Here is a 21,270-nt window from a genome sequence, read left to right on the forward strand (position 1 = left end):
CTGGCGATACGATAAAAAAAGCACTGCTCCGGCAGTGTTTTTTTTTGCCCGTTACACTGATAACTATCCAGCGGCATTTCAGGAATCACGACATCTATGTTTACCCGCTACTTCTCCAGCAACCGCAAGATTCTGTTTCTCAGTTTCCTTACGGGGTTATTCACTGCCCTGCTCCTGGGAGCATTACAGTTTTACTGGAGTTATCACAAGCGAGACGTCAGATTCGATACCCTTATTACCGATTTAAGCGTCTACATGGAGAGCTATTTTGATGAGCTCAAAATGTCGATTGATACGCTCCAGCCACTCACGCTAAACAGCTGCGAGGAAGTGAGTGCCGCCCTGACCTCCCGGGCGGCCTTTAGCATCAATGTGCGCGCCTTTTTGCTGGTCAGGGATAAAAACGCCTACTGCTCTTCCGCCACCGGCCCGATGAATGTCCCTCTGGAAGCGCTTATTCCTGAACTGCACATCAATAAACAGGTTGATATGGCGCTCCTGCCGGGCACTCCCATGCTGCCGGACAAGCCCGCGATTGCCATCTGGTATCGCAACCCACTGGTGAAGGACGGCGGTGTATTTACCTCCGTTAATCTTAACCTGACTCCTTATCTCCTCTACACCTCAAGACAGGATGAGTTTGCCGGTATTTCCATCATTATTGGCGATTATGCGTTATCAACCCATTCCGGAACGCTGGTCCCTGCACGTGATTTGCCTGATATCCCGGTCCGTACCGCCACGCTGAAAAATGTACCTCTGACCATCCATGTTTATGCGGAAGCCTGGACGACCGATGATGTGCTGTACGCCCTGTTTTTCGGCCTGGTCTGCGGTATCGCGGCGGGCCTGTTGAATTTCTATATTCTTACTATCCGTCTTAATCCGGGGAAAGAGATCCTAACGGCCATCAAACGCGACCAGTTTTACGTGGTCTATCAACCCGTCGTGGATGCGCAGTCGCTCAAAATGACCGGGCTGGAAGTCCTGATGCGCTGGAAGCATCCGGTGATGGGAGAAATTCCACCGGATGCCTTTATTAATTTCGCTGAAGCGCAGAAGCTGATTGTCCCGCTGACGCTGCATCTTTTTGACCTGATTATCCGCGATGCCCCTGTCCTGCAAACGGTGCTCCCGCCTGGGGCCAAGTTTGGGATCAACATCGCGCCCGGGCATCTGCATGCGGAAAGCTTTAAAGAGGATATGCGCGCGTTTGCCGCCGCTCTTCCACCCGATCACTTCCAGATTGTGCTGGAAATAACCGAGCGCGATATGATCAACCACCGCGAGGCTAATCAGCTGTTCGAATGGCTGCACGAAGAAGGTTTCGAAATTGCCATCGATGATTTTGGCACCGGCCACAGCGCGCTGATCTATCTGGAACGCTTCACGATGGATTACCTGAAAATTGACCGTGGCTTCGTGAATGCCATCGGGACTGAAACCGTCACCTCGCCAGTGCTTGACGCGGTGCTGACGCTGGCAGAACGCCTGAATATGTTAACCGTTGCCGAGGGTGTTGAAACGCCGGAGCAGGCGGCGTGGCTGCGCGAGCATGGCGTGAACTATCTTCAGGGCTACTGGATCGGCCGCCCGATGCCGCTGGAGCAGTTCAGGACGTGGCAACCCGACATCACGCTCGGGGAATAATTTCACAATCACGGCGCTGTCCCTTATTATTCTGTTCAACCGAGCCTGCCTGTGAACAAAGGGATCCGCCGCACTATGATTATGCGCGTTGTGTTGACGCTATTGGCGCTGGTGAGCCTGTCGAGCCAGGCGCAGACCATCAAAGAGAGCACGGCCTTTGCCGTCATTGGCGAGCCGAAGTACGCGGTTAACTTTAACCACTACGATTACGTTAACCCCGCCGCCCCGAAAGGCGGAAACGTGACGCTTTCCGCCACGGGAACGTTTGACAACTTTAACCGCTTTGCCCTGCGCGGCGTGGCGGCAGCGCGTACCGAATCCCTCTATGACACGCTGTTCGTCACCTCCGACGACGAGCCCGGCAGCTATTATCCCCTGGTCGCCGAGAACGTGCGATACGCCGATGATTTCAGCTGGGCAGAAATCGCGATTAATCCGCGGGCGCGTTTTCACGACGGTACGCCGGTTAGCGCCCGTGACGTGGCATTCACCTTTCATAAATTTATGACCGAAGGCGTGCCGCAGTTTCGTCTGGTGTACAAGGGCACCACGGTGAAAGCCATCGCCCCGCTGACCGTGCGAATCGAACTCCCTGAGCCGAACAAAGAGAATATGCTGAGCCTGTTCTCCCTGCCCGTCATGCCCGAATCCTTCTGGAAAAATCATAAGCTGAGCGATCCCCTCTCTACCCCGCCGCTGGCCGGAGGGCCGTATCGCATTACCGACTGGCGAATGGGCCAGTACGTGATCTATTCCCGGGTGAAAGATTACTGGGCAGCCACGCTGCCGGTAAACCGGGGCCGCTGGAACTTCGATACAATCCGCTACGACTACTACCTGGATGATAACGTGGCCTTCGAGGCATTTAAGGCGGGCGCGTTTGATTTACGTGTCGAGAACAGCGCCAAAAATTGGGCGACCCGCTATATTGGAAAAAATTTCGCGAAAGGCTATATCGTTAAAGACGAACACAAAAACGAATCCGCGCAGGACACGCGCTGGCTGGCGTTTAATATTCAGCGCCCGGTTTTTTCCGATCGTCGGGTGCGTGAAGCCATTACCCTGGCGTTTGATTTCGAATGGATGAACAAAGCGCTGTTTTACGGAGCCTACAGCCGGGCGAACAGCTATTTCCAGAATACTGAATATGCCGCCCGTGATTATCCCCACGCGGACGAGCTGGTTTTGCTGGCGCCAATGAAAGCGGAGCTCCCGCCGGAGGTGTTCACCCGCGTATTTGAACCGCCCAAGTCCGACGGAAACGGGTTCGACCGGGACAAACTGCTGAAAGCCAGCAACCTGCTGGATGATGCTGGCTGGGTGCTGAAAAATCGGCAACGGGTTAATGTGCAAACCGGTAAACCGCTCAGCTTCGAACTGCTGATTGCCTCCGGCGCAAACGATCAGTGGGTGCTGCCATTCAAGAAGAACCTTGCCCGGCTTGGCGTCACCATGAATATCCGCCAGGTCGATATGGCCCAGTTAACCAACCGCAAGCGCAGTCGCGATTACGACATGATGCAGACCCTGTGGGCCGCGCAGCCGTGGCCGAGTTCAGATCTGCAAATCTCCTGGGCATCGGGGTATATCGACTCCTCGTACAACGCCCCGGGCGTAAAGAGCCCGGTGACTGATGCGCTGATTGCAAAAATTGTCGCCGCTCAGGGCGATAAGAACAAGCTTCTGCCGCTTGGCCGCGCGCTCGATCGGGTCTTAACCTGGAACTATTACATGCTGCCGATGTGGTATATGGGCGAAGATCGCGTGGCCCGCTGGGATAAATTCTCCCTGCCTGCCGTTCGCCCGGTCTACACCCTCGGCTTTGACACCTGGTGGTATGACGTGAATAAAGCCGCAAAACTGCCCGCAGAGCGGCGTTAAGGAGTGACGATGGGCGCTTATCTTATCCGCCGGCTGCTGTTAGTGATCCCGACGCTGTGGGCCATCATTACCATTAACTTTTTTATCGTCCAGATCGCCCCCGGCGGTCCGGTGGACCAGGCAATTGCGGCAATAGAATTTGGTCACGCTGGCGGCATGCCGGGCGGCGGCGGTGAAGGAATGGGGGCCAGCCATGCCCGGACGGGCGTGGGCAACATCAGCGAAAGCCACTACCGGGGCGGTCGCGGACTGGATCCGGAGGTGATCGCCGAGATTACCCATCGCTATGGTTTTGACAAGCCGCTGCACGAGCGTTATTTCAGGATGCTCTGGGATTATGTCCGTTTCGATTTTGGCGACAGCCTGTTTCGCAGCGCCTCGGTGTTAACCCTGATCAAACAAAGCCTGCCGGTTTCCATCACGCTCGGACTGTGGGGGACGCTGATTATTTATCTGGTCTCCATTCCGCTGGGGATCCGAAAAGCGGTCTACAACGGTAGCCGTTTCGATATCTGGAGCAGCACATTCATTATCATCGGCTACGCTATCCCGGCGTTTCTGTTTGCCGTGCTGCTAATTGTCTTTTTCGCCGGCGGCAGTTATTTCGACCTCTTCCCGCTGCGCGGGCTGGTCTCTGCGGATTTCAGCACCCTGCCGTGGTATCAGAAAATCACCGATTACTTCTGGCACATCACGCTTCCGGTGCTGGCAATGGTCATCGGCGGATTTGCGGCGCTTACGATGCTGACCAAAAACGCCTTTCTTGATGAGATCCGCAAACAGTACGTCGTCACCGCGCGCGCCAAAGGCGTCGGTGAAAAGCAGATCATGTGGAAGCACGTTTTTCGTAACGCCATGCTGCTGGTGATTGCCGGTTTCCCCGCCACGTTCATCAGTATGTTTTTTACCGGCTCGCTGCTGATAGAGGTGATGTTCTCGCTCAACGGATTAGGGCTGCTGGGCTATGAGGCCACCGTCTCCCGTGATTATCCGGTGATGTTTGGCACACTCTACATTTTCACCCTGATCGGCCTGCTGCTGAACATCATCAGCGATATCAGCTATACGCTGGTCGATCCCCGTATCGATTTTGAGGGTCGCTGATGTCGCGTTTAAGCCCCGTCAATCAGGCCCGCTGGGCGCGCTTTCGCCACAACCGTCGCGGCTACTGGTCGCTGTGGATCTTCGCCGTCCTGTTCGCCTTAAGTATGTGTTCGGAACTGATTGCCAACGATAAACCCCTGCTGGTGCATTTCAAAGACCGCTGGTATGTACCGGTGCTGGCCACCTACAGCGAAAGCGATTTTGGCGGCCCGTTTGCGACGCCAGCCGAGTACCAGGATCCCTGGTTACGTGAACAGATAGCGCAGCACGGCTGGGCTATCTGGGCGCCGATTCGTTTTGGCGCGAACAGTATTAACTTCGCCACGTCCACCCCCTTCCCTTCGCCGCCTTCCGCGCAAAACTGGCTGGGAACGGACGCCAACGGCGGCGATGTGCTGGCGCGCATTCTCTATGGCACCCGCATCTCGCTCCTGTTTGGGCTGCTGCTGACGCTCTTTAGCAGCGTAATGGGCGTTGTGGCGGGCGCCGTGCAGGGCTATTACGGGGGTAAAATAGATTTATGGGGACAGCGCGTGATTGAAGTCTGGTCCGGTATGCCGACGCTGTTTCTGATTATCCTGCTGTCCAGCGTGGTACAGCCTGGCTTCTGGTGGCTGCTCGGGATCACCGTCCTGTTCGGCTGGATGGCGCTGGTCGGCGTGGTGCGCGCGGAGTTTCTGCGTACGCGGAATTACGACTATATTCGCGCTGCGCAGGCGTTAGGCGTGAGCGATGGCGCAATCATCTTCCGCCACATGCTTCCCAATGCGGTGGTGGCGACCCTCACCTTCCTGCCGTTTATTTTGTGCAGCTCCATTACCACCCTGACGTCGCTTGATTTTCTTGGTTTCGGTTTGCCGCTGGGCTCACCGTCCCTTGGCGAACTGCTGTTGCAGGGCAAAAACAATCTCCAGGCCCCCTGGCTGGGCATCGCCGCATTCCTCTCCGTGGCGGTGCTCCTTTCCCTGCTGATTTTTATTGGCGAAGCCGTGCGCGATGCCTTCGATCCCAACAAGGCGGTATGACATGACCCGGCCTCTTCTGAGCATAGAGAACCTGTCGATTGCGTTTTCAAAACAGGGCGAATCACGCACGGTGGTGACGGATTTATCGTTGCAGATCCAGCGCGGAGAGACGCTGGCGCTGGTCGGGGAATCCGGCTCCGGTAAGAGCGTTTCGGCGCTGTCGGTGCTGCGCCTGCTCCCTTCCCCGCCGGTCAGCTATCCGCAGGGGGATATTCTGTTCCATGGACAATCGCTGCTGAACGCTGACGAGCAAACCCTGCGCGGCATTCGTGGCAACAACATCGCCATGATTTTTCAGGAGCCGATGGTGTCGCTCAACCCACTGCATACCCTGGAAAAACAGCTCTATGAAGTGCTGTCCCTTCATCGGGGAATGCGTAAAGAGGCAGCGCGGGGTGAAATTCTGAACTGCCTTGAACGCACCGGTATCCGTAATGCGGCGAAACGGCTAAACGATTTCCCGCACCAGCTTTCCGGCGGCGAGCGCCAGCGCGTGATGATTGCAATGGCCCTGCTCACGCGCCCCGAACTGCTGATTGCCGATGAACCTACTACCGCGCTGGACGTCACGGTACAGGCACAAATTCTGCAACTGCTGCGCGAACTGCGCGACGAGCTGAACATGAGCCTGCTGTTTATTACGCACAACCTGAGCATCGTGAAAAAGCTCGCTGACGCGGTGGCCGTGATGCAAAACGGCCGCTGCGTGGAACAGAACCGGGCATCCGCCCTGCTGAGCGCGCCTCAGCACCCGTATACACAGCGCCTGCTCGATAGCGAACCCGCTGGCGACCCGGTTCCGCTTAACGCTGACAGCGCGCCGTTGCTGAGGGTTGAGGGGCTGTCGGTGTCATTCCCGATCCGCAAAGGCATTTTGCGTCGCGTGGTCGATCACAATCATGTTCTGAAAGACATGAGCTTCGCTCTGCGTCCAGGCGAATCGCTTGGGCTTGTGGGCGAGTCCGGTTCAGGCAAAAGCACCACCGGCCTGGCGCTGCTGCGCCTGATCGCCTCTCAGGGAAGCATTGTTTTTGACGGCATGCCGCTGCAAAACCTGAATCGCCGGATGATGCTTCCCGTGCGCCCGCGGATGCAGGTGGTATTTCAGGATCCAAACTCTTCGCTTAACCCGCGCCTGAGCGTATTACAGATTATTGAAGAGGGCCTGCGCGTCCACCAGCCGACAATGACGGCGCAACAGCGTGAAATCGACGTGATGCGGGTGATGGCGGAAGTGGGTTTAGATCCCGAGACCCGGCACCGGTATCCGGCTGAGTTTTCCGGCGGACAGCGCCAGCGTATAGCGATTGCCCGCGCGCTGATCCTGAAACCGGAGCTGATCGTGCTGGACGAGCCAACCTCTTCCCTGGACCGCACCGTGCAGGCGCAAATTCTGGCGCTGCTGAAGGGGCTACAGGAAAAGCATCGGCTGGCCTATATCTTTATCAGCCACGATTTACAGGTGGTGCGTGCGCTTTGCCATCAGGTGGTGGTATTGCGGCAGGGAGAAGTCGTTGAGCAGGGAGAGTGCCAGCGCGTATTCACCGCGCCGACGCAGGATTACACACGCCAGCTATTGTCCGCTGACTAGCACTCAGAAAGGATATTGACCGGAGAACGGCTCGGCAATGGCCACGCCGAAGTTTTTCAGCCGACAGGTGGCGGCAAACTCATCCTGGCTGTTAACAAACAGGCACGGCTCACCTTCGCATTCCAGCACGGAGCTGTCCACTTCGATGTCCGTCAGCGCCTGGCTGAGACGTTCCATGACCGGCCACGCATTTTCATCGCTCGGGCTGAGCAGTTTGAGGGCCACCAGACAATTATCCTCCCCGGCAACGCTTTGCGGAATCGGTTCAACTTTCGAACCTGCAAAACCCGTCGACCAGCGATAGCTCTGGGGCAAGCGATGGACAATGGAGAGTTGTAATGTATTCACGTTCAGATCCCCGGAAGCAAATTTACTTCACAATTTATTTACATTTATAGTAACACATCATCGCCAACCTGCACTGTTTAGCGGATTTTATAGGCGTTGCAGGCTCGCGTCGGCGCTATATGTACCCGTTTCTGCGATCTAACTCAACCTTTTTAAATACAATGATGTGACTTTTTACATAAATAGATTTTACATAAAAGAAACAAACACAGGGTAAACGAACGGAGGGTTGGTTGATATGGGTCAACAAAAAGGCCCGTCACGGGCCTTAAGTGGTCATTTATGCGCCGTCTTTCGCGGCCGGCTGGCGTAAAGATAGAAGAGTATGGAGCAGGTCGCGCAGAGGGCAATCGCCCACAGCATCGGCCAGGCGGTATTAAACGTCGCCGTCGAGAGCAGCGCCCCGACTATCGCGCCAATTCCGAAACGGAACGTTCCTGCCAGCGACGAGGCGGTGCCCGCCATATGCGGAAATTCGTCGAGGATCACCGCCATCGCGTTGGATGAAACCATCGACACGCAGCCGACAAACGCCGCCACGCCCACCACCAGCGCCCAGAAACCGACGCCCAGCAACGCGCTCAATACCAGCCAGATAGCCATCACGAACTGGATCCACAGCCCGGCGCGGAACATATTCAGCGCCCCAACCCGCCGGACAAAGCGGCTGTTGATAATGGTCATCACAAACAGGAACACAATATTCAGCGCGAAGTAGTAACCAAAATGCTGGGGTGACACATGGTTCAGTTCGATGTACACAAACGGCCCCGCGCTCAGGAACGAGAACATTCCGGCAAAGCTGAAGCCGCTGGCCAGCATATAGCTGAGCACACGCTTATGGCGAAACAGCGAGGCAAAGTTGCCAAGCGTGGTGCGAATGTGGAACTTCTGACGTCGCTCGACCGGCAGCGTTTCATCGATAAAGACGAAGATCATCACCGAGGCCAGCAGCGCGGCAATCGCCAGGATCCAGAAAATCGCATGCCAGCTGAACCACACCAGGACCGCCCCGCCCACCATGGGGGCGACCAGCGGCGCAATTGTCGTGACCAGCATGACGAACGACATCATGCGTGAGAACTCTTCCTTCGGGTAGACGTCGCGCATCAGCGCGTTAATCACCACGCTTGCCGCAGCCGCCGCCAGGCCATGGAAGAAGCGCATCACAATCAGCTGATCGATACTCTGCGCCAGCGCGCAGGCCACCGCCGCCGCGGCAAATATCAATGTCCCGCCCAGGATAACCGGTTTACGCCCCAGGCTGTCGGCCATTGGGCCATAAAAGAGCTGACCGAGGGCAAAACCAAGAATGTAGGTGCTGAGCGTCATCTGCGCGCTGCCTGCCGGTACGCCAAACTGCGCGGAAATCACCGGCAGCGCGGGCAGATACATATCGATAGACAGCGGCATCAGCATGGCCAGCAGGCCAAGGATAAATACAATTTTAAACGACGAGTGTGGCCTGGTGGTCACAGGGTTCTCCTGAATTTAGCGTGAAGGCAGCCCGACGCTGGCAATCTCTTCTTCCGTCAGCGGGCGATATTCCCCTGGGGCCAGGTCTGGATCGAGTTCAATCGCGCCGATACGTTCACGATGCAGCCCCACAACGTGGTTGCCCACGGCGGCAAACATCCGCTTCACCTGATGGTAGCGGCCTTCACTGATGGTCAGACGGACGTCCGTGGGGGTGAGGATTTCCAGCACCGCCGGTTTGGTCAGATCCTTCTCATTATGCAGCTGAACGCCTTTCGCGAATTGCTCTGCCGTGTCATCCGAGACCGGAGACTCAAGCATCACCCGATAGGTTTTCTCACAGTGATGGCGCGGGGAGGTGATGCGGTGCGACCACTGGCCGTCATCGGTCATCAGCACCAGGCCGGTAGTATCGATATCCAGTCGCCCTGCCGCATGCAGCTTGTGCGCCACAGGTTCGTCGAGGAAATAGAGCACCGTCGGGTGATCCGGATCGTCCGTTGAACAGACGTAACCTTCCGGTTTGTTGAGCATGAAGTAGCGCGGGCCATTCTGCTGGGTCAGCGGGTTGCCGTCATACTCCACCTGGTGCTCAGGCTGGAGTTTAAAAGCGCTGTCTTTCACAATGTCGCCGTCCACGGTTACGCGGCTGGCGCGAATTTCACGCCCGGCAATAGCGCGGCTTACGCCGAGTTGCTGAGCGATAAACTTATCAAGTCGCATGAAATCTTTTTAGCCTTAATGGTGCTGGAAGTCGGACTACGCGTCCGAAAAAGAAGCAGTCAGAAACAGTTCAGTATAATGGTCTGGTTGCGCCACTCAAGGGAAAAAGTTTCGTGGCATACTATATGCGAGTTAACTGAATAGAGAAGCTATGACGTTCACATTACGCCCCTATCAGCAGGAAGCCGTTGATGCCACCCTCGCCTGGTTTCGCAAGCATCGGGAGCCCGCCGCCATCGTTCTCCCGACCGGAGCCGGTAAAAGCCTGGTGATTGCCGAACTGGCGCGCCTGGCCCGCGGACGCGTGCTGGTGCTGGCGCACGTCAAAGAGCTGGTGGCGCAAAACCACGCCAAATATTGCGCGCTCGGCCTGGAGGCCGACATTTTTGCCGCCGGACTGAAGCGCAAAGAGAGCCACGGAAAAGTGGTGTTTGGCAGCGTACAATCCGTTGCGCGCAACCTGGAACTGTTTCGCAGCGAGTTTTCCCTGCTGATTGTCGATGAGTGTCACCGCATCAGCGATGACGACGACAGCCAGTATCAGCAAATCCTCACTCATCTGAAAAAGGTGAATCCTCACCTCCGTCTGCTTGGCCTCACCGCCACGCCGTTTCGTCTGGGCAAGGGCTGGATTTATCAGTTTCATTATCACGGCATGGTGCGTGGCGATGAAAAGGCCCTGTTCCGCGACTGTATCTATGAGCTTCCGCTGCGCTACATGATCAAGCACGGCTACCTGACGCCGCCGGAGCGGCTGGATATGCCCGTCGTGCAGTACGATTTCAGCCGCTTACAGGCGCAGAGCAACGGGCTGTTCAGCGAGGCAGATCTTAACCATGAGCTGAAAAAACAGAAGCGGATCACGCCGCATATCATCAGCCAGATTGAAGAGTTCGCACAAACGCGCAAAGGGGTGATGATTTTTGCTGCCACTGTCGAACACGCGCGCGAAATTACGGGGCTGCTGCCCGCCGACGACGCGGCGTTAATTACCGGTGAAACCCCCGGCCTGGAGCGCGACAGCCTGATTGAGGACTTCAAAGCTCAGCGGTTCCGCTATCTGGTGAATGTCTCCGTACTAACCACCGGCTTTGACGCCCCGCACGTCGACCTGATTGCGATTCTTCGCCCGACGGAATCCGTCAGCCTGTATCAGCAGATTGTTGGCCGCGGGCTGCGTCTGGCGCCGGGCAAAACCGACTGTCTGATCCTTGATTACGCCGGTAACCCGCACGATCTCTATTCGCCGGAAGTCGGCACGCCAAAAGGCAAGAGCGACAACGTGCCCGTTCAGGTTTTTTGCCCTGCCTGCGGGTTTGCCAACACCTTCTGGGGGAAAACCACCGCCGACGGCACGCTGATCGAACATTTTGGCCGCCGCTGTCAGGGCTGGTTTGAAGACGATGAAGGCCATCGCGAACAGTGTGACTTCCGCTTCCGCTTCAAAAACTGCCCGCAGTGCAATGCCGAAAACGACATTGCCGCCCGCCGCTGTCGGGAGTGCGACACGGTCCTGGTCGACCCGGACGACATGCTGAAAGCGGCGCTGAAGCTGAAAGATGCGCTGGTGCTGCGCTGTTCCGGCATGGCCTTACAGCCCGGCGCGGATGAAAAAGGCGAGTGGCTAAAAATTACCTACTACGATGAGGATGGCGCAGACGTCAGCGAGCGGTTCCGGGTCCAGACGCCCGCCCAGCGCACCGCGTTTGAGCAGCTCTTTATCCGCCCGCATACCCGCACGCCTGGCGTGCCGCTGCGCTGGATAACCGTGGCGGATATCGTGCGCCAGCAGGCGTTACTGCGCCATCCTGATTTTGTTGTCGCCCGTAAAAAAGGGCAGTTCTGGCAGGTGCGTGAGAAGGTCTTTGACTATGAAGGACGCTTTCGCCGGGCAAACGAATTGCGCGGTTAACGGGACTTTTCGTTGATGCGCGAGCCATTTGAGTATAAAATGCCGCCCGCTTCACATCCGTGAGGCAGAACACTCACCTGCTGCTGGGTCGCCTGTAGTAGGGTTTTAAATACAGAGAGAAATCAATGTTCACTATCGAAGCAGAAGTACGTAACGTGCAGGGTAAGGGTGCGAGCCGCCGCCTGCGTACCGCAAACAAGTTCCCGGCTATCGTTTACGGTGGCGAAGCTGCTCCAGTTGCTATTGAACTGGATCACGACAAAGTATGGAACATGCAGAACAAAGCTGAATTCTACAGCGAAGTTCTGACCATCGTTGTTGACGGTAAAGAAGAAAAAGTGAAAGTTCAGGCTGTTCAGCGTCACGCGTTCAAGCCAAAACTGACTCACATCGACTTCGTTCGCGCGTAATCGCAAACCTGTCGAGAAAAACCCCGCGTTTGCGGGGTTTTTTTATGGCTGTTACTTACCGCCTGAAGTGCGACGCTGAAGCTGGTCGCGCAGATTCGGCGGTGTGCCTTTAATGGTCAGCGTGTCGGTGGCCGGGTCCCAGAAGATACGTTCCCCGAGCAGCATGGCATCAAAGTTAATGGTTAACCCACCGCCGCTACCGGCAAATTTCGTCAGCTGACGCAGCGTACTGCGATCCGCCGGGAAGCTCTCTTCCAGCTCATAGCCTTTTTCCGCAGTAAATTCCTGGAAGCTGACTTCGCTGACGCCTGCCAGCTCTTTGGACAGCGACTCCAGCTCAATCTCTTCTCCAGCCTGTAGCTGCTCGTTGCAGTAGCTGTAAACCTGCTGACGCACGGTCTGACGCTCAGATTTATCAAGCTGCGCCTCAGCCGTAAAGTCATCCACCGCCTGGAGGAGACCTTTGTTCTGCGCTTTGGCATTCAGCCCTTCGCTGGCGCCGAGGAAGTCCATAAAGAAATCCGCCACTTTGCGGCCCACGCGGCCTTTAAGGAAGGTCAGATAGCGCGTTGATTCCGGGTTGGTTTCCCATTCGGTTAAATCGATACGCGCCACAATATCCGCATGGTTGATATCCAGGTAGTGCGTTGAGCTGATATCCAGCTGCTCGTTCACGCGCATACTGCTTAAGTTATTCAGCACGGTGACCAGCAGATACTCTACCGCCAGATAGCGGTAGTGGCAGAACAGGACGATACCGCCATCGGCGAAGGGATATTTCGCCAGCTCGTCACGCAGACGGCCAGTAGCAGCGCGGCTGAATGCCAGGAAATCCTCTTCGCCCTGACGTTGCAGGCGCAGGCTATCCGCCAGTTCGCTCTCTTCGCTGAACAAGCCATAAGCTTTATTTTTCGCGCTGTAGACGCGATGCAACTCCGCCATCATCTCGACAACGGTAGGCGTTGGTTCCAGTAACGAATCGCGCAGCACCACTTCAAGGGTTTGCTCATCACGCTTGATAAGCTGGTGCAAGGCAATCTGGTTGATTTCCAGACTCATGATAAACTCTCCTTTTAGACCGGGCGGTATTCAACCACCACCAACGCATGTGTGCAACAGAAGATAAAAAAGGGGAAAAAAAGCTGTTGCTACGGTAATATGTCGCCCTTCTCTCAACAAACTGATTTTGATTTATGCCACAACATTCCCGCTACAGTGACGAACACGTTGAACAATTGCTCAGTGAGCTGGTCAACGTACTGGAAAAACATAAAACGCCAACCGATCTCTCCCTGATGGTTTTGGGAAATATGGTTACCAACCTGATCAATACCAGCGTTGCTCCGGCTCAGCGTCAGGCGATCGCCAAATCTTTCGCCCAGGCTTTGCAGTCCTCCGTTAGCGACGACCAGGCACACTAAGGGAAACGAACAACAGTTTATGGTGACGAATCGTCAGCGCTACCGTGAAAAAGTCTCCCAGATGGTCAGCTGGGGGCACTGGTTTGCCCTGTTCAACATTCTGTTGGCGATGGTGCTCGGCTGCCGTTATCTGTTTGTGGCGGACTGGCCAACCACGTTAACCGGGCGCATCTACTCGTGGATGAGCCTTGTTGGTCACTTTAGCTTTCTGGTCTTCGCCACCTATCTGCTGATCCTGTTCCCACTGACGTTTATCGTCATGTCGCAGCGGCTGATGCGCTTCCTGTCCGCCATTCTTGCGACGGCGGGCATGACGCTGTTGCTGATCGACAGCGAAGTCTTTACCCGCTTCCACCTGCACCTGAATCCTGTCGTCTGGGAGCTGGTGATTAACCCGGATCAGAACGAGACCGCGCGCGACTGGCAGCTGATGTTTATCAGCGTGCCGATTATCCTGCTGATCGAAATGCTGTTCGCCACGTGGAGCTGGCAAAAACTCCGCAGTCTGACCCGACGCCGCCATTATGCGAAGCCCGTCGCGGCGCTCTTTTTCGCCTCATTTATCGGTTCGCACCTGATGTATATCTGGGCAGATGCGAACTTCTACCGCCCGATTACCATGCAGCGCGCGAACCTGCCGCTCTCCTATCCGATGACGGCGCGTCGTTTCCTCGAAAAACACGGCCTGCTGGACGCGCAGGAGTATCAGCGTCGTCTGGTCGAACAGGGTAATCCGGAAGCGGTCAGCGTGCAGTATCCCCTGAGCGATCTGAAATATCGCGACATGGGCCGCGGTCAGAACGTGCTGCTGATTACCGTCGATGGCCTGAACTATTCCCGCTATGAGAAGCAGATGCCAGCGCTGGCTGAATTCGCTGAGAACAACATCGTATTCACTCAGCATATGAGCTCCGGTAATTCGACCGACGCGGGTATTTTCGGCCTGTTCTACGGCATTTCACCGAGCTATATGGACGGCGTGCTGTCGGCCCGTATTCCGGCGGCATTGATTACCGGGCTTAATCAGCAGGGCTACCAGCTGGGGCTGTTCGCCTCTGATGGTTTCAACAGCTCGCTGTACCGCCAGGCGCTGCTGTCTGATTTCTCACTGCCCGCCGCGCAGAGCCAGTCTGACGATCGGACCGCTGACCAGTGGATAGACTGGCTGAAGCGCTATGCGCAGGAAGATAACCGCTGGTTCTCCTGGGTTGCGTTTAACGGCACAACGCTTGATGACAGCAATCAGAAAGGCTTCGCGCGCCGCTATAGCCGTGCGGCGGGCGATGTCGATGCGCAGATCGGCCGCGTGCTGACCGCCCTGCGCGACGCGGGCAAGCTGGATAATACGGTCGTGATTATCACGGCGGGGCATGGCGTGCCGCTCGGCGACGAGGCGAAGGGCATGGAGTGGTCGCGTCCGAACCTGCATGTTCCCCTGGTGATCCACTGGCCGGGCACTCCCGCGCAGCGCATCAACATGCTCACCGACCATAAAGACGTCATGACCACGTTAATGCAACGGCTGCTGCACGTCAGCACACCGGCAATTGAGTACTCGCAGGGACAAGACCTCTTTAGCGCCACGCGGCGTCATAACTGGGTCACGGCTGCTGGCGGAAACACGCTGGTGGTGACCACGCCGACGTTGTCCCTGGTGCTGAACAGCAATGGCAATTACCAGACGTATAACCTCGAAGGTGAGAAGCTGAAAGACCAGAAGCCGCAGCTCAGTTTGCTGTTGCAGGTGCTGACAGACGAGAAGCGCTTTATCGCTAACTGATTATTTATGAATCAGTTAGCGTTGCTTGCCCCTTGCATTCAAAAAGGAATCGAGTAGTATTCCTTTTATGCGTCGGCACGTAGCGCAGCCTGGTAGCGCACCGTCATGGGGTGTCGGGGGTCGGAGGTTCAAATCCTCTCGTGCCGACCAAAACTACATAAAAAAACCAGCCGCTTATGGCTGGTTTTTTATTGCCTGTCTCCGCATGCGCAATGCTTAGTGTTTTTCACGCCCACCGAGAAAGAAAATCCCCAGCGGAATCGCCAGCAGGACGGTAAACACCAGGCTGTAAACAAAGATCATCGCCGATTGCAGGACAAACATGCTGGTTGTCCAGGCAGAGAGCGGGATGTTGTACTGCTCAATCACACCGACAATGGTTGCTCGCCCCACGCATGCAGCAGCAATCATAAACACAACCAGTAACGCCAGCAGGAACTTGCGGCCTTCAGGTGTCTTCAGTTTTTCACGTACCATCTCCCCTCCCTTTACAGATGAATAACAGTAATTAACGCGTAAAATAACACGATTGCCGCATCGACTCCAACACAGCATTAAACACCAATAAATGAACATGAAAGCAGTGCATTACTCCATTTAAAATGAAAATATGAGTAAATTGCGCCAACTATTCACGTGCTATATGTTAGTCTTTCCAGGATCGTTTTAACAAAAAGGAATGACAGTGAAAAACGCACCTAAATTTGCCATCGCCCTCATCGCCGCTGCGTGCGCCAGCACTAGTGCTTTCGCCAGCGAAACCCGGAAAGAGCAGCCGCTGGAAAAAGTTGCTCCGTATCCGCAAGCGGACAAAGGGATGAAGCGCCAGGTTATTCAGCTCCCGGCTCAGCAGGATGAAGCAAATTTCAAAGTTGAGCTGTTAATCGGCCAGACACTGGAAGTGGACTGCAACCAGCATCGCCTGGGCGGCCAGCTGGAAAGCAAAACGCTGGAAGGCTGGGGCTATGACTACTATGTCTTCGACAAAGTAACCTCGCCAGTCTCCACCATGATGGCGTGCCCGGACGGCAAGAAAGAGAAGAAATTTATTACCGCGTATCTGGGTGATAACAGTCTGCTGCGCTATAACAGCAAGCTGCCGATCGTCTTATACACGCCGGAAAACGTGGATGTGAAATATCGCGTATGGAAAGCGGATGAGACGGTAGGACAAGCGGTAGTTCGTTAAAAATAAGTCGGGTGGCGCTCTCGCTTACCCGACCTGGAAAGGGTGCGTTCTGGTGCCCTCACCCCAACCCTCTCCCACCGGGAGAGGGAGAAAGCACTAAAAACGGTAACAGATGTTACCGTTTTGCGTTTACCTTACAGCGCGATATCCGCTACCGGCTTGCTTTCCGCCTGAGGTTTCAGCTCTGCCTGTGGCGCAGCATCCGCAGCCTGCGGTTTGACGTATTGCAGTTGCAGAACGCGGCTGGTGTATTCCAGCTCTTGTTCCGTGGCTTCAACGTTACCGTTCAGCTTCGTACCGTAGGATGGAATAATGGTTTTCAGCTTCGCCTGCCATTCCGGGCTGGATACTTTGTCCTTAAACACTTTTTCCATCAGGTGCAGCATGATTGGCGCAGCGGTAGACGCCCCCGGAGATGCCCCCAGCAGCGCGGCAATGGTGCCATCCTTGTCGCTTACCACTTCGGTGCCCAGACGCAGCACGCCGCCCTCTTTCGGATCGCGTTTGATAATCTGCACGCGCTGACCCGCCTGCCACAGACGCCAGTCTTCTTTCTTCGCCTGCGGATAGTACTCTTTCAGCGCCTCGAAGCGTTCTTCATCAGAGAGCATCACCTGGCTAATCAGGTATTTCACCAGATCGAAGTTATCCAGCCCCACGTCCATCATTGGCTTAACGTTTGACGTCGTGGTCGCGCTCAGCAGATCCCACAGGGAACCGTTTTTCAGGAATTTGGTGGAGAATGTGGCGAACGGCCCGAACAGCACTACGCGCTTACCGTCCAGCATGCGGGTGTCGATATGCGGAACGGACATCGGTGGTGCGCCCACAGAGGCCTGACCGTACACTTTAGCCAGATGACGGTTAACCACTTCCGGGTTTTCCGACACCAGGAACTGGCCGCCGACCGGGAAGCCCGCGTAGTCGTCCGCTTCCGGAATACCGGACTCCTGCAACAGTTTCAGCGCCGCGCCGCCCGCACCGATAAACACGAACTTAGCCTTAATCACATGCTCGGCTTCGTTGTTTTTCAGATCGGCAACGGTCACGCTCCAGCTGTTATCCGCGTTGCGCTTGAAACCACGCACTTCGGAGCTGAGTTGCAGGTTAAAGTTCTCTTTTTTCTTCAGAGAGGACACCAGCTGACGGGTGATTTCACCGTAGTTAACGTCAGTACCAATTTCAGTGCGGGTCGCCGCTACTTTCTGGTTCGGATCGCGGCCTTCCATGACCAGCGGCGCCCACTCTTTGATTTGAGCGTGATCTTCAGAGTATTTCATCCCGCGGAAAAGCGTGCTCTGTTGCAGGGCAGCGTAGCGCGCGCGCAGGAAGTTGACGTTTTGATCGCCCCACACAAAGCTCATGTGCGGTACGGTGTTGATGAAGGAGTGCGGATTGTGCAACACACCGCTGTTCACCTGGTGAGACCAGAACTGACGTGAGATCTGGAACGCTTCGTTGATCTCTACCGCCTTCTCGATACTAATGGAACCGTCCTTTTTCTGCGGCGTATAGTTCAGTTCCATGAGTGCCGAGTGCCCCGTCCCGGCGTTGTTCCAGCCGTTAGAGCTTTCCTGTGCCACGCCATCGAGGCGCTCGACCATGGTCATGGACCAGTTCGGCTCTAATTCCTGAAGATACGTTCCCAGCGTGGCGCTCATGATGCCGCCACCAATTAAAAGGACATCCGTTTCCTGCTCTTTTGGTGCGTCAGCCTTCGCCGCTAGCGAGACGACGTTCAGCCCCACGGCCAGAGAAAAGAGCACGGCAGTCATTTTTTTCATCATTTATGCCTTAGTTGAATAATGCTTGATGCGTGGAAATTACAGGTGAAACACGCTGCGGTGGCACGGTAGCAACTTTTAAATATTGTTTAAAGGTTACGAAATTATTGTAATTGTGAAATTTAATGATGGATTGTTTGTAGGGATTTGGCAGACAGGCTGGCACCCGACGATTTTCCTGGCTATCATGCTGCACTTTGTGATCGCGCGCACGGAAGCCTGCCCCTACCAGCGAATTGTTATGTCATTACCCCACTCGTCTGTACCTCAAGAAGGCCATGTCGCCACTGTTTTACGTTCGCCTCACCGTCTGATGCGCGAAACCCTGGCCGGTGTGATTACCGCGCTGGCGCTGATCCCGGAAGTGATTTCGTTTTCCGTGGTCGCGGGCGTGGATCCGAAAGTGAGCCTTATCGCCTCCGTGGTGCTCTGTTTCGCCCTTTCCCTGCTCGGCGGGCGTCCGGCCATGGTGACGGCGGCGGCAGGTTCCGTCGCGCTGGTGATTGGGCCGATGGTCCATCAACACGGCGTACAGTACATTCTGCCCGCGGTGGTGATGGCAGGCGTGATTCAGATCCTGTTCGGCGCGCTGGGTATGGCGCGGCTGATGCGCTTTATTCCCCAGTCGGTGATGACCGGGTTTGTTAACGCCCTTGGCATTTTGATTTTCTTTGCCCAGGTGCCCCATTTCTGGAGCCGAAGCCCGCTGATTGTGGGCCTGTTCGTGCTGACGCTGCTAATTGTGCTCTGGGTGCCACGCTATATCAAAAGCGTGCCCTCCCCGCTGATTGCCATTGTGCTGCTGACTTTGTTCACCGTCACCAGCGGGCAAATCCTGCCGACGGTAGGGGATGAAGGTTCCATGGGCGGCGGTTTGCCGGGCTTTACGCAACTGCTGGTGCCGCTCAATCTGGAAACCCTGAGCATCATCTGGCCGTGCGCGCTAAGTATCGCTTTCGTTGGCCTGCTGGAATCCTTGTTGACGGCAAAACTGGTGGACGAGCTGACCGCTACCCCCTCCAGTAAGCGCCGCGAGAGCATCGGGCTGGGCGTGGGCAATATTATGGCCGGGTTCTACGGCGGCATTGCGGGCTGCGCGATGATTGGGCAGACCATCGTTAACGTGGAGATGGGGAAAGGCAGAAGCCGTATCTCCACCCTTGCGGCGGGCATCGTACTGCTGGTGCTGGTTACGGCGCTCAGCGAGGTGATGGCCAAAATTCCGATGGCGGTACTGGCGGGAATTATGGCCATTGTGGCCGTCAAGACCTTTAGCTGGCATAGCGTTCAGCCCGGAACGCTGAAAAACGCGCCGGTGGCTGAAACCGTCGTGATGCTGGTGACGGTTCTGGCAACGGTTTTCACCGGCAACCTGGCAATTGGCGTGCTGGGCGGGATTATGATGATGTTCATCCTCCCTGCCCGACTTAAGCAAAAAGCGCTGGCTACAGAAGAAAAATCGTCGCCAGTCCAAGAAAAATAAAGAAACCGCCGGTATCGGTAATGGCGGTGATCATCACGCTCGACCCCACCGCGGGGTCGCGCCCCAGCCGGGTCATGGTCAACGGGATAATCACGCCCATCATCGCCGCCACCAGCAGGTTCAGCACCATCGCCAGCATCATGACCCCGCCCAGCGCCATATCATCATACAGCCACCAGGTAATGCCGCCCATGATGCCGCCCCAGACCAGGCCGTTAATCAGCGCGACGCCCATCTCCCTGAAAATCAGCCACGAGAAATTACCCGGCTGTATGTTTTCCAGCGCCAGGGCGCGAACGATCATGGTGATAGTCTGGTTGCCGGTGTTCCCGCCGATCCCCGCCACAATCGGCATCAGCGACGCCAGGGCCACCAGCTGGGAAATGGTATGTTCGAAGCCGTCAATAACGCGGGACGCCACGAACGCGGTGCATAAATTGATGGCGAGCCACGCCCAGCGCGTTTTGACGGCCTTGCCGACGGAGGCATGAACGTCATCTTCGGCACTGATCCCGCCAAGGGCACGCAGGTCGTTATCGGTCTCTTCATAGACCACGTCAACGATCTCATCGATGGTCAGACGCCCCATCAGCTTGCCCACCGAATCCACCACCGCCGCGCTCACCAGGTCATCACGTTCGAAGGTACGCGCCGCTTTTTCGGCATCGTCTTCCGGCGAGAAGACCATCGGCTCGGTTTCCATGACCTCACTCACCCGCTGCTGGGTGCTGTTCAGCAGGATCGTTTTCAGCTCCAGCTCCCCGAGCAGAGTTTTATCCCGCGAGGTGACGAACAGTTTATCGGTGTTGTCCGGCATACTGCCCAGGCGACGAAGATAGCGCTGCACCGTACCCAGGGTGACGTCCGGACGCACGGTGATGACGCCAAACTCCATGATCGCGCCGACGCTGTTTTTCTCGTAGTGCATCACCTGACGCACACGCGCCCGCTCTTCAGCAGGCAGGGAAGCCAGCAGGCGTCCGGTCAGGTTGCGCGGAAGATGCTGAACGAGGTAAATCTGCTCATCGATATCCAGCGTTTGCAGGGCGTCAAGAATGTCCCGGTCGCTCATCTCATCGATAAGGTCATCCCAGACGTTTTCCGAGGCTTCAAGCAATACCTGACCGCGCTCGTGATCCTGCACCAGCCGCCACAGGGCGTGGCGCTCTTCGGAAGGCAATGCCTCCAGGGTGTCCGCCAGGTCCGGGGGCGGTAAATGTGCAACCAGCGCACCTACCTCAGCAATATCGTCGGCCAGCGTGCCGACATCATATTGCTCAGCCAGGGTTAGCTTACCCAATAACGTTGACGTGACCGCTTTATCGGTCGTCAGGAGCCAGATGAGCCGCGCACGCTCCTGGTCACGCTGCCTGGCGCTGTTTTTCTTTAATACCGACATCAATCATAAATCCATTAAATGAGTTGGCGTTAAGCATAGCGCGGGGATATGTAAATAAGAATAAACGGCGGGTCGGGATGGAGAAAAAAACGGC

The 21,270-nt window shown here is 56.0% G+C and carries 18 protein-coding genes and 1 tRNA gene; 12 read left to right on the forward strand and 7 right to left on the reverse strand.

The window, feature by feature from the left end; all coding sequences use genetic code 11:
* Nucleotides 1–96: 96 nt before the first annotated feature.
* From ACOTYH_RS14940 to yejF, 5 genes are all read left to right on the forward strand, one after another.
* Nucleotides 97–1,650, forward strand: a complete 1,554-nt coding sequence (locus ACOTYH_RS14940; RefSeq protein ID WP_033487356.1) for a cyclic di-GMP phosphodiesterase — start codon at nucleotides 97–99, stop codon at nucleotides 1,648–1,650.
* A gap of 75 nt (nucleotides 1,651–1,725) precedes the next feature.
* Nucleotides 1,726–3,531, forward strand: a complete 1,806-nt coding sequence (locus ACOTYH_RS14945; protein WP_421637805.1) for an extracellular solute-binding protein — start codon at nucleotides 1,726–1,728, stop codon at nucleotides 3,529–3,531.
* A gap of 9 nt (nucleotides 3,532–3,540) precedes the next feature.
* The gene (locus tag ACOTYH_RS14950) at nucleotides 3,541–4,635 is read left to right on the forward strand and encodes a microcin C ABC transporter permease YejB (RefSeq protein ID WP_058689093.1); all 1,095 of its coding nucleotides are present in this window, start codon (nucleotides 3,541–3,543) and stop codon (nucleotides 4,633–4,635) included.
* Complete coding sequence (locus ACOTYH_RS14955; protein WP_017693033.1) at nucleotides 4,635–5,660, forward strand: microcin C ABC transporter permease; 1,026 nt, start codon at nucleotides 4,635–4,637, stop codon at nucleotides 5,658–5,660. Before ACOTYH_RS14950 ends, ACOTYH_RS14955 begins: the two co-directional genes overlap by 1 nt.
* A 1-nt stretch (nucleotide 5,661) precedes the next feature.
* Nucleotides 5,662–7,251: a microcin C ABC transporter ATP-binding protein YejF gene (yejF, locus tag ACOTYH_RS14960; RefSeq protein WP_032669467.1), complete on the forward strand. Its 1,590-nt coding sequence runs from the start codon at nucleotides 5,662–5,664 to the stop codon at nucleotides 7,249–7,251.
* Between the two features lie 3 nt (nucleotides 7,252–7,254).
* Here the strand turns inward: yejF and ACOTYH_RS14965 are convergent, their stop codons facing one another.
* The 3 genes from ACOTYH_RS14965 to rsuA form a co-directional block, all read right to left on the reverse strand.
* Complete coding sequence (locus tag ACOTYH_RS14965; protein WP_003859372.1) at nucleotides 7,255–7,599, reverse strand: YejG family protein; 345 nt, start codon at nucleotides 7,597–7,599, stop codon at nucleotides 7,255–7,257.
* Nucleotides 7,600–7,875: 276 nt separating this feature from the next.
* Complete coding sequence (locus ACOTYH_RS14970) at nucleotides 7,876–9,075, reverse strand: Bcr/CflA family multidrug efflux MFS transporter (protein ID WP_017383400.1); 1,200 nt, start codon at nucleotides 9,073–9,075, stop codon at nucleotides 7,876–7,878.
* Between the two features lie 15 nt (nucleotides 9,076–9,090).
* Nucleotides 9,091–9,798: a 16S rRNA pseudouridine(516) synthase RsuA gene (rsuA, locus tag ACOTYH_RS14975; protein WP_017383401.1), complete on the reverse strand. Its 708-nt coding sequence runs from the start codon at nucleotides 9,796–9,798 to the stop codon at nucleotides 9,091–9,093.
* Between the two features lie 151 nt (nucleotides 9,799–9,949).
* On the opposite strand from rsuA, the gene ACOTYH_RS14980 reads away from it, so the two are divergent.
* The gene (locus tag ACOTYH_RS14980; RefSeq protein ID WP_015572299.1) at nucleotides 9,950–11,710 is read left to right on the forward strand and encodes a DEAD/DEAH box helicase; all 1,761 of its coding nucleotides are present in this window, start codon (nucleotides 9,950–9,952) and stop codon (nucleotides 11,708–11,710) included.
* Nucleotides 11,711–11,835: 125 nt separating this feature from the next.
* Nucleotides 11,836–12,120: a 50S ribosomal protein L25 gene (gene rplY / locus ACOTYH_RS14985; RefSeq protein WP_015572298.1), complete on the forward strand. Its 285-nt coding sequence runs from the start codon at nucleotides 11,836–11,838 to the stop codon at nucleotides 12,118–12,120.
* 51 nt (nucleotides 12,121–12,171) lie between these two features.
* Here rplY and yejK read toward each other — a convergent pair whose 3' ends face one another.
* Nucleotides 12,172–13,179: a nucleoid-associated protein YejK gene (gene yejK, locus ACOTYH_RS14990; RefSeq protein WP_017693031.1), complete on the reverse strand. Its 1,008-nt coding sequence runs from the start codon at nucleotides 13,177–13,179 to the stop codon at nucleotides 12,172–12,174.
* A 134-nt stretch (nucleotides 13,180–13,313) separates the two neighbouring features.
* Here yejK and ACOTYH_RS14995 point away from each other — a divergent pair, with 134 nt between their 5' ends.
* The 3 genes from ACOTYH_RS14995 to ACOTYH_RS15005 all read left to right on the forward strand — a co-directional run bounded on the left by ACOTYH_RS14995 (nucleotide 13,314) and on the right by ACOTYH_RS15005 (nucleotide 15,471).
* Nucleotides 13,314–13,541 carry a YejL family protein gene (locus ACOTYH_RS14995; protein WP_001135586.1) on the forward strand — a complete coding sequence of 76 codons (228 nt, stop codon included), beginning with the start codon at nucleotides 13,314–13,316 and terminating at the stop codon, nucleotides 13,539–13,541.
* A gap of 19 nt (nucleotides 13,542–13,560) precedes the next feature.
* On the forward strand, nucleotides 13,561–15,321 hold the full coding sequence (gene yejM / locus ACOTYH_RS15000; RefSeq protein ID WP_017383404.1) for an LPS biosynthesis-modulating metalloenzyme YejM: 1,761 nt from the start codon (nucleotides 13,561–13,563) through the stop codon (nucleotides 15,319–15,321).
* A gap of 73 nt (nucleotides 15,322–15,394) precedes the next feature.
* Nucleotides 15,395–15,471: transfer RNA gene (locus ACOTYH_RS15005), tRNA-Pro, on the forward strand.
* Nucleotides 15,472–15,537: 66 nt separating this feature from the next.
* On the opposite strand, the gene ACOTYH_RS15010 is transcribed toward ACOTYH_RS15005, so the two are convergent.
* Nucleotides 15,538–15,798, reverse strand: a complete 261-nt coding sequence (locus ACOTYH_RS15010; RefSeq protein ID WP_006811332.1) for a DUF2534 family protein — start codon at nucleotides 15,796–15,798, stop codon at nucleotides 15,538–15,540.
* A gap of 202 nt (nucleotides 15,799–16,000) precedes the next feature.
* Here ACOTYH_RS15010 and eco point away from each other — a divergent pair, with 202 nt between their 5' ends.
* Nucleotides 16,001–16,510 carry a serine protease inhibitor ecotin gene (gene eco / locus ACOTYH_RS15015; protein WP_063932863.1) on the forward strand — a complete coding sequence of 170 codons (510 nt, stop codon included), beginning with the start codon at nucleotides 16,001–16,003 and terminating at the stop codon, nucleotides 16,508–16,510.
* A gap of 134 nt (nucleotides 16,511–16,644) precedes the next feature.
* Here eco and mqo read toward each other — a convergent pair whose 3' ends face one another.
* On the reverse strand, nucleotides 16,645–18,294 hold the full coding sequence (gene mqo / locus ACOTYH_RS15020) for a malate dehydrogenase (quinone) (protein WP_049134631.1): 1,650 nt from the start codon (nucleotides 18,292–18,294) through the stop codon (nucleotides 16,645–16,647).
* 187 nt (nucleotides 18,295–18,481) lie between these two features.
* Here mqo and ACOTYH_RS15025 point away from each other — a divergent pair, with 187 nt between their 5' ends.
* Nucleotides 18,482–19,777 carry a SulP family inorganic anion transporter gene (locus ACOTYH_RS15025; RefSeq protein ID WP_421637830.1) on the forward strand — a complete coding sequence of 432 codons (1,296 nt, stop codon included), beginning with the start codon at nucleotides 18,482–18,484 and terminating at the stop codon, nucleotides 19,775–19,777.
* Here the strand turns inward: ACOTYH_RS15025 and mgtE are convergent.
* On the reverse strand, nucleotides 19,740–21,176 hold the full coding sequence (gene mgtE, locus ACOTYH_RS15030) for a magnesium transporter (protein ID WP_006811337.1): 1,437 nt from the start codon (nucleotides 21,174–21,176) through the stop codon (nucleotides 19,740–19,742). The two genes, ACOTYH_RS15025 and mgtE, sit on opposite strands and share 38 nt — an antisense overlap.
* Nucleotides 21,177–21,270 lie beyond the last annotated feature (94 nt).

Origin of the sequence: Enterobacter cloacae complex sp. SHL001 (assembly GCF_049236825.1) — a bacterium.
GTDB classification, from domain to species: domain Bacteria; phylum Pseudomonadota; class Gammaproteobacteria; order Enterobacterales; family Enterobacteriaceae; genus Enterobacter; species Enterobacter hormaechei_C.

Coding starts and splice junctions, on each gene's coding strand:
- ACOTYH_RS14940 (WP_033487356.1), top strand. CDS start 97: ATGTTTACCCGCTACTTCTCCAGCAACCGCAAGATTCTGTTTCTCAGT.
- ACOTYH_RS14945 (WP_421637805.1), top strand. CDS start 1,726: ATGATTATGCGCGTTGTGTTGACGCTATTGGCGCTGGTGAGCCTGTCG.
- ACOTYH_RS14950 (WP_058689093.1), top strand. CDS start 3,541: ATGGGCGCTTATCTTATCCGCCGGCTGCTGTTAGTGATCCCGACGCTG.
- ACOTYH_RS14955 (WP_017693033.1), top strand. CDS start 4,635: ATGTCGCGTTTAAGCCCCGTCAATCAGGCCCGCTGGGCGCGCTTTCGC.
- yejF (WP_032669467.1), top strand. CDS start 5,662: ATGACCCGGCCTCTTCTGAGCATAGAGAACCTGTCGATTGCGTTTTCA.
- rsuA (WP_017383401.1), bottom strand. CDS start 9,798: ATGCGACTTGATAAGTTTATCGCTCAGCAACTCGGCGTAAGCCGCGCT.
- ACOTYH_RS14980 (WP_015572299.1), top strand. CDS start 9,950: ATGACGTTCACATTACGCCCCTATCAGCAGGAAGCCGTTGATGCCACC.
- rplY (WP_015572298.1), top strand. CDS start 11,836: ATGTTCACTATCGAAGCAGAAGTACGTAACGTGCAGGGTAAGGGTGCG.
- yejK (WP_017693031.1), bottom strand. CDS start 13,179: ATGAGTCTGGAAATCAACCAGATTGCCTTGCACCAGCTTATCAAGCGT.
- ACOTYH_RS14995 (WP_001135586.1), top strand. CDS start 13,314: ATGCCACAACATTCCCGCTACAGTGACGAACACGTTGAACAATTGCTC.
- yejM (WP_017383404.1), top strand. CDS start 13,561: ATGGTGACGAATCGTCAGCGCTACCGTGAAAAAGTCTCCCAGATGGTC.
- ACOTYH_RS15010 (WP_006811332.1), bottom strand. CDS start 15,798: ATGGTACGTGAAAAACTGAAGACACCTGAAGGCCGCAAGTTCCTGCTG.
- eco (WP_063932863.1), top strand. CDS start 16,001: ATGACAGTGAAAAACGCACCTAAATTTGCCATCGCCCTCATCGCCGCT.
- mqo (WP_049134631.1), bottom strand. CDS start 18,294: ATGAAAAAAATGACTGCCGTGCTCTTTTCTCTGGCCGTGGGGCTGAAC.
- ACOTYH_RS15025 (WP_421637830.1), top strand. CDS start 18,482: ATGCTGCACTTTGTGATCGCGCGCACGGAAGCCTGCCCCTACCAGCGA.
- mgtE (WP_006811337.1), bottom strand. CDS start 21,176: ATGTCGGTATTAAAGAAAAACAGCGCCAGGCAGCGTGACCAGGAGCGT.